A 7,269-nucleotide genomic window follows, 5' to 3' on the forward strand; every position below is an offset into this window, starting at 1 on the left:
GGCGGTGCCTCTTTTTTGAGGGACCGCCGGTTTTGTGTTTGGGCGGTTTCGTTTTTGAGCCGGTAGGGCTATATCGGACCAGATAAACCCCACAGTTCAGGATTATTCGCGGATATGCGCCAAAATCTCCTCGCCCTCGCTGTATTTGCCTCCCTGCTGCCAATCGGCGCCGCGCAAGGCCAGCCGCTGGTGCAAAGCCAGGAGGGCATCGCGCTGGAAAATCAGATTCTGCAATTGCAGAGCCAGGTGCAGCAGTTGCAGGCGGGCGGCGGGGGAAATGGCGGTTCCGTGCTGGGCGGCAATGCCGCGCCGCCGCCGCCAACCTCTGGCGGTGCGGCGCCGGGCGGCGGCATCGTTGCAACGCTGCTTAACCAGGTGAACGATCTGCAAACACAGGTGCAGCAGCTCAGCGGCAGGGTGGATACGCTGCAAAACCAGGTGGATACGCAGCACGCCGCAACCGAGAAAGAAATTGGCGATCTGAAGTTCCAGATGACCAACGGCGCCACCCCTGGCGCGCCGGGCGTCTCCGGGGCCCCAGCGGGTGCTCCGGCGGCGCAGACCAGCGCCCCGCCGCCGGCCCCGGCCCCGGCGGTTTCCGGTTCGCCCGAGACCATGTTGCATGACGGCCTGGCCGCTTACGCCCGGCATGATTACGCGGCGGCGGAAGCGGCCGCGAAGGCCATTCTCTCCACGGCCAAGGGCAGCCCGCAGGCCTACCGGGCGCAATATCTGCTGGGACAGTCGCTTTCCGCCGAGGGCAAGCCGCAAGCCGCCGCTATTGCCTATGACAACGCCTATAACCTCAACCGCATGGGAAGCTGGGCGCCGCAATCGTTGTACGGGCTGGCCAGCTCGCTGGCTGACATCAACCAGGACCAAGCCGCTTGCGACACTCTCTCATCCCTCAACAGCCAGTTCCCGACGCCCCCTGCTGGTATGAAGAGCAAGATCGACGCGCTGAGCCACAGGGCGCATTGCTCCTAGCCACGGTTGACGGCGCCAGCGCCGGGCTGGCGCGTCATTTTTCCGCCGCGATGGCCCGCCTCGGCCCTTTTGGCACGCCGCCGCATCTGGCCGCCGCGGTTTCCGGCGGGGCGGACAGTACCGCCCTGGCCTTGCTGACCCGCGATTGGGCGGCACGAAACCAGGGGAGCCTGCTGGCGCTGATCGTCGATCACGGTCTGCGCCCCGAATCCGGTGCTGAAGCCGCGCTGACGGCCACTCGCCTGGCGGCGCGGGGGATTGATTGTAAAATCATAAACTTGTCTGGTCTTGCGGGTCCTGGAGTTCAGGCAAAAGCCCGTGCCGCGCGCTATGCGGCGCTGGCGCAGGCCGCGCTGGCGCAGGGGCGGCTGCACCTGTTGCTGGGGCACCATCAGGCTGATCAGGCTGAAACCGTGGCCATGCGTGCGCGGCGTGGTCCCGGCGGGGCGGAGGGCATTGCCGCCTGGGCGGCGCGCGGCAATGTGCTGCTGCTACGCCCGTTGTTGGATGTGCCCCCCGCCGCGCTGCGCGCCTATCTTGCGGCGCAGAGCATGGAATGGGTGGAGGACCCTTCTAACCAGAACCTCAGGTTTGAGCGCGTGCGGATACGCTTTGAGGGGACAGGCGTGCAACCCGCCAGCGCCGCCGCCCGCCAGGAGCGCGAGCAGGAGGCGGCGCGTTTCCTCGCCCGCCATGCTGCGCTGCGACCCGAGGGGTTTGCGCTGTTGGACGCGCCCGTGGCCCCAGCGGCGGCGCTGGCGGCGCTGCTGCGCGTGATCGGCGGCAACGTCTACGCGCCAGACCAGCCCGCCACCGCGGCCCTGGCCGCAAGGCTGCGCCCGGCGACTTTGGCCGGGGTGCGTATTTTGGCGGCCGGGCGGCTTGGCCCCGGCTGGCTGCTGGCGCGCGAGCCAGCCGCTCTGGCGCCGCCGGTTGCGGCGCGGCGCGGCGTTCTCTGGGACGGGCGGTTCACTCTGGAGGCTGAGCCCCCGCCGGGGCAGAGTTTGGGCGCGCTCAGCGATGAGGTAAAAAACCACAAAAAATACAATAACTTGCCATCGGTTGTTCTGCGCACGATGGCGGCCCTGCGCGCGGCTGACGGCACGCTCAGCTTCCCCGCCCCGGTTTTGTTCACCCCGCCGTCGCCTGCCGCGCCGCATCCCTTCTTCAGCGCCGGGCAATAAATTTGTGCAATGCTACAAAATCGGTGCAGAATACCCATCTGAGATGGCGTTGTGCCACCGTGGCGGAGCGGCGTTGGGTTTTAATGAGAGAATTGGATAAGGCTAGATGAACAATCTTGGTCGAAATATAGCACTCTGGGTGGTCGTCGCTCTGTTTCTGGTGGTACTTTTTAACGTATTTCAGCCGTCCAGCACGTCCAGCACGTCCAGCAACCCGGTGAGCCAGATCGCCTACTCCAGCTTTCTGGATCAGGTGAATAACAATCAGGTGCAGGATGTCACCATCGCGGGACATGACATCACCGGCACGACCAAGGATGGCAAGGCGTTTGAGACCTACGCGCCGGCCGACCCTTCGCTGCTCGATAAGCTGATCGCGGCCAATGTGCATGTGGATGCCAAGCCCGAAGGCGACACCATGAACCCGATTCTCAAGGTGCTGATCTCCTGGGCGCCGATGCTGCTTTTGATCGGGGTATGGATCTTCTTCATGCGCCAGATGCAGTCAGGCGGCGGCCGCGCCATGGGCTTTGGCAAATCGCGCGCCCGGCTGCTGACCGAAAAGCAGGGCCGCGTGACCTTTGAGGACGTGGCCGGCATCGATGAGGCCAAAGGCGAGTTGCAGGAAATCGTGGAATTCTTGCGTGACCCGCAGAAGTTCCAGCGGCTTGGTGGCAAAATCCCTAAGGGATGCCTGCTTGTCGGCCCGCCGGGCACGGGTAAAACCCTGCTGGCGCGCGCCATCGCGGGGGAAGCCAATGTGCCGTTCTTCACCATCTCCGGCTCGGATTTCGTGGAGATGTTTGTGGGGGTTGGCGCCTCGCGGGTGCGTGACATGTTCGAGCAGGGCAAGAAGAATGCCCCCTGCATCATCTTCATTGACGAAATCGACGCCGTCGGCCGCCATCGCGGCGCGGGGCTGGGCGGCGGCAATGATGAGCGCGAGCAGACGTTGAACCAGATGCTGGTCGAGATGGATGGATTTGAGAGCAATGAGGGCGTCATCCTCATCGCCGCCACCAACCGGCCGGATGTTCTGGACCCGGCGCTGCTGCGCCCCGGCCGGTTTGACAGGCAAGTCGTGGTGCCAAACCCGGATGTGTTGGGCCGCGAGAAGATCCTCAAAGTGCATATGCGCAAGGTGCCGCTGGCCTCCGATGTGGACCCCAAGACCATTGCGCGCGGCACGCCCGGCTTCTCGGGCGCGGATCTCGCCAATCTGGTGAACGAGGCCGCTCTGCTGGCCGCGCGAATCGGCAAGCGGGTGGTTGCCATGGCGGAGTTCGAGCACGCCAAGGATAAGGTGATGATGGGCGCGGAACGGCGTTCGCTCGTGATGTCCGACGATGAGAAGCGTATGACCGCGTATCATGAGGGCGGGCATGCGATCTGTTCCATCACCCTGCCGGAGTGCGACCCGGTGCATAAGGCCACCATCATCCCGCGCGGCCGCGCGCTTGGCATGGTGATGTCGCTTCCCGAAGGGGACCGTTACTCCACCAGCAAGCTCAAACTGTTGCAGCAGCTCATCATGGCCATGGGCGGGCGCGCCGCCGAGGAGCTGGTGTTCGGGCCGGATAAGGTCTCCAACGGCGCCTCCGGCGACATTAAAATGGCGACGGACATGACGCGGCGGATGGTCACTGAATGGGGCATGTCCGAGAAGCTGGGCATGATCTCATACGGCGATAACGGGCAGGAGGTGTTCCTCGGCCACTCCGTGACGCAGAACAAGAACGTCTCGGAAGCCACCGCCCGCGAGATCGACACCGAGATCAAGGCGATCATCGACCATGCCTATGCTGAGGCGCGGCGCATTCTCACCGAGCGCCGGGCGGATCTGGAGTCGCTGGCGCAAGGGCTGCTTGAATACGAGACGCTTTCGGGCGACGAGATCGAGGCGGTGATCCGTGGCGAGAAGATCGTGCGCAAGGTGGTGGACGAGCCGATGCCCGACCAGCGCCGCTCCTCAGTGCCCACCGCGGCGCCGCCGCGGCCGGACGTTCCGGGGATTCTCCCGGCAGCGGGCTGAAGTGTAAGGCGGCACGGGGAGTTCCCGTGCCGTTTGCGCTCTTGCCGGAGTGTGCTGGCTTGTTTATCCGCAACGCATGGCAAAACATTATTTTACAGTTACCTGGGACCAGCTGCACCGCGACGCGAAGGCGCTGGCATGGCGGTTGCACTCACTTGGGCCCTGGAAGGGCATTGTCGCGATCACGCGCGGCGGGCTGATCCCGGCGGCGATTATCGCGCGCGAGCTGGAGTGCCGGTTGATCGAGACGGTCTCCGTTGTCACCTATGACGAGGAAAACCCCGGCGAGCCGGTGGTGACCAAGCCGCCTGCCGCGGCGGGCGACGGAGCCGGCTGGCTGATTGTTGATGATCTGGTGGATTCAGGCGCCACCGCCCGGCTGGTGCGCGGGCTGCTGCCCAAGGCGCATCTGGCCACGGTTTATGCCAAGGAGGCCGGCAAGCCGATGGCAGATACTTTCATCACCGAGGTCAGCCAGGACACCTGGATTCTCTTTCCGTGGGATACCGAGCCGCAGTTTGTCGCGCCATTGGCGCGCCGGCCTGCATAACGCCATTGGCGCGCCGGCCTGCGTAACCAGCTTGGGTGTTCAAGTCCTCCTAGCCTTGGGGGCGAAACTCCGGTAAGAGCAGCGCACACGCCATGGGGCGTGTTCATGTGTGGGGCATTTGGCCCCGCTCATGTTGTTGAGACTAGCGGCAGAACGGGGTTTTAGGGAACCAACCGGATGATCCGCGCCGCCGCCGGTTTTTTTGCCCGCGGCGTTTCCGGCCACATGGTCCGTGGCTGTGACGAGTTTATGCTCCCCTCACAGCCAGACCCATGCCGCCCGAGGCGCCGCTTAACCACCGGTTGAACGCGCAGTCATTCGATGCTTCCTCCCCCGGCTTGCCGTGTTTGTGGAGTTGTTGAGATGTTTGATAAATATTTTCGTAAAGAGCTGGACTGGGCCGGCAAGACGCTGACCCTGGAGACCGGCAAGGTCGCCCGTCAGGCTGATGGCGCCGTGGTTGCCACCTATGGCGATACAGTGGTGCTGGCCACCGTTGTTGGCGCGAAATCGCCCAAGCCGGGGATCGATTTTTTCCCGCTGACCGTGAACTACCAGGAAAAATTCTTTGCCGCCGGGCGCATCCCGGGCGGGTTCTTCAAGCGTGAGGGCCGCCCGACCGAGAAGGAGACGCTGGTCTCGCGCCTGATCGACCGCCCGATCCGTCCGCTGTTCCCGCAGGGGTTCAAGAACGAGGTTCAGGTTATCGTCACCGTGCTGAGCCACGACCTTGAGAACGATCCGGACATCGTGGCGCTGGTCGCTGCCTCCGCGGCGCTCACCATTTCGGGCATTCCCTTCTTTGGCCCGGTTGGGGCGGCGCGCGTCGGCTATATTGATGGCCAGTATGTGCTCAACCCCACCACCCCCGAGAAGGAAGAGAGCAAGCTCGACCTCGTGCTGGCCGGTACGGTCGAGGGCGTGCTGATGGTGGAATCGGAAGCCTCCGAGCTTTCCGAGGAGATCATGCTCGGTGCCGTGACCTTTGGCCATGCCGCGTTCCAGCCGGTGATCCGGGCGATCATCGAGCTGGCTGAACATTCCGCCAAGGACCCTTGGGCGCTGCCGGAAGTCTCGGACGAGACCAAGGTGCTGGCCGCGCGCGTTGACGCGCTGACCCGCGAGCCTCTGCGCGCCGCTTATACCGAGACGGTGAAGCAGGTCCGCCAGGAGAAGATTTCCACCGCCAAAAAGGCCGCCGCTGTGCTGCTGACCGAGGAAGGCCTGGACGCTGAGAAGGCCAAGAGCCTGTTCAAGGATCTGGAAGCCGACATCGTGCGCAACAACATCCTGGACACCGGCCTACGCATTGACGGCCGCGACACCAAGACCGTTCGCCCGATCATGGCTGAGGTGGGCGTGCTGCCGCGCACCCATGGTTCGGCGCTGTTCACCCGCGGCGAGACCCAGGCACTGGTGATCGCCACGCTGGGCACCGCGCAGGATGAACAGGTGGTCGACGCCGTGGAAGGCGAGTTCCGCGAGCATTTCATGCTGCATTACAACTTCCCTCCGTTCTCGGTCGGTGAGACCGGGCGCATGGGCTCGCCCGGCCGCCGCGAAATCGGCCACGGCAAGCTGGCCTGGCGCGCGGTGCATCCGCTGCTGCCCGGCAAGGACAAGTTCCCCTACACGCTGCGCGTGGTCTCCGAGATCACCGAGTCCAACGGCTCCTCCTCGATGGCAACCGTCTGCGGCACTTCGCTGGCGCTGATGGATGCCGGCGTGCCGCTGGCCCGTCCGGTGGCGGGCATCGCCATGGGGCTGATCAAGGAAGATCGTGGTTTTGCTGTGCTGTCTGACATTCTGGGCGATGAGGATCACCTTGGCGACATGGATTTCAAAGTGGCCGGAACCGAAGCGGGTGTGACCTCGCTACAGATGGACATCAAGATCACCTCCATCACGCCTGAGATCATGAAAATCGCGCTGGAGCAGGCCAAGGGCGGGCGTTTGCACATCCTGGGCGAAATGGCCAAGGCGTTGACCTCCGGCCGGGAGGGCGTGTCCTCCAACGCGCCGAAGATCACCGTGATCCAGGTGCCCAAGGACAAGATTCGCGACATCATCGGCACCGGCGGCAAGGTGATCCGCGAGATCGTCGAGCAGACCGGCGCGAAGATCGACATCGATGACGACGGCACGGTGAAGATCGCGGCCAGCGACGACAAGAAGGCGCAAGCGGCGATCGACAAGATCCGCGGCATCATCGCTGAGCCGGAAGTCGGCGTGATTTATAACGGCAAGGTTGTGAAGACCGCCGATTTCGGCGCCTTCGTGAACTTCCTGGGGGCGAAGGATGGGCTGGTGCACATCTCTGAACTCGCCGCCACCCGCGTTGCCAAGACCACCGATATCGTCAAGCAGGGCGATAGCGTGAAGGTGAAAGTCATCGGCTTTGATGACCGTGGCAAGGTCAAGCTCTCGATGAAGCAGGTTGACCAGGCGACGGGCGAGGACATCTCCAAGCGCGAAACCGCCGAGTAATCGGCAACTGGCCGCCGGTTGGCTGGCCG

5 protein-coding genes are annotated in these 7,269 nt (G+C 64.1%); all 5 read left to right on the forward strand.

Annotated features, from left to right (window positions below):
• The first annotated feature begins 114 nt into the window (after positions 1–114).
• The 5 genes from PHE40_RS03110 to pnp all read left to right on the forward strand — a co-directional run bounded on the left by PHE40_RS03110 (position 115) and on the right by pnp (position 7,240).
• Positions 115–987 carry a tol-pal system YbgF family protein gene (locus tag PHE40_RS03110; protein ID WP_299957846.1) on the forward strand — a complete coding sequence of 291 codons (873 nt, stop codon included), beginning with the start codon at positions 115–117 and terminating at the stop codon, positions 985–987.
• Positions 978–2,171, forward strand: a complete 1,194-nt coding sequence (gene tilS, locus PHE40_RS03115) for a tRNA lysidine(34) synthetase TilS (RefSeq protein ID WP_299957847.1) — start codon at positions 978–980, stop codon at positions 2,169–2,171. Before PHE40_RS03110 ends, tilS begins: the two co-directional genes overlap by 10 nt.
• Positions 2,172–2,277: 106 nt before the next feature.
• Positions 2,278–4,203, forward strand: coding sequence for an ATP-dependent zinc metalloprotease FtsH (gene ftsH / locus PHE40_RS03120; protein ID WP_299957850.1), 1,926 nt, complete (start codon positions 2,278–2,280; stop codon positions 4,201–4,203).
• Between the two features lie 76 nt (positions 4,204–4,279).
• On the forward strand, positions 4,280–4,753 hold the full coding sequence (gpt, locus tag PHE40_RS03125; protein WP_299957853.1) for a xanthine phosphoribosyltransferase: 474 nt from the start codon (positions 4,280–4,282) through the stop codon (positions 4,751–4,753).
• A gap of 363 nt (positions 4,754–5,116) precedes the next feature.
• The gene (gene pnp, locus PHE40_RS03130; RefSeq protein ID WP_299957856.1) at positions 5,117–7,240 is read left to right on the forward strand and encodes a polyribonucleotide nucleotidyltransferase; all 2,124 of its coding nucleotides are present in this window, start codon (positions 5,117–5,119) and stop codon (positions 7,238–7,240) included.
• Positions 7,241–7,269 lie beyond the last annotated feature (29 nt).

It is taken from the genome of Acidocella sp., from assembly GCF_028687955.1.
Lineage (GTDB): Bacteria > Pseudomonadota > Alphaproteobacteria > Acetobacterales > Acetobacteraceae > Acidocella.

What these genes read in the sequence shown, in the direction of transcription:
- PHE40_RS03110 (WP_299957846.1), top strand. Translation starts at nt 115, where the DNA reads ATGCGCCAAAATCTCCTCGCCCTCGCTGTATTTGCCTCCCTGCTGCCA.
- ftsH (WP_299957850.1), top strand. Translation starts at nt 2,278, where the DNA reads ATGAACAATCTTGGTCGAAATATAGCACTCTGGGTGGTCGTCGCTCTG.
- gpt (WP_299957853.1), top strand. Translation starts at nt 4,280, where the DNA reads ATGGCAAAACATTATTTTACAGTTACCTGGGACCAGCTGCACCGCGAC.
- pnp (WP_299957856.1), top strand. Translation starts at nt 5,117, where the DNA reads ATGTTTGATAAATATTTTCGTAAAGAGCTGGACTGGGCCGGCAAGACG.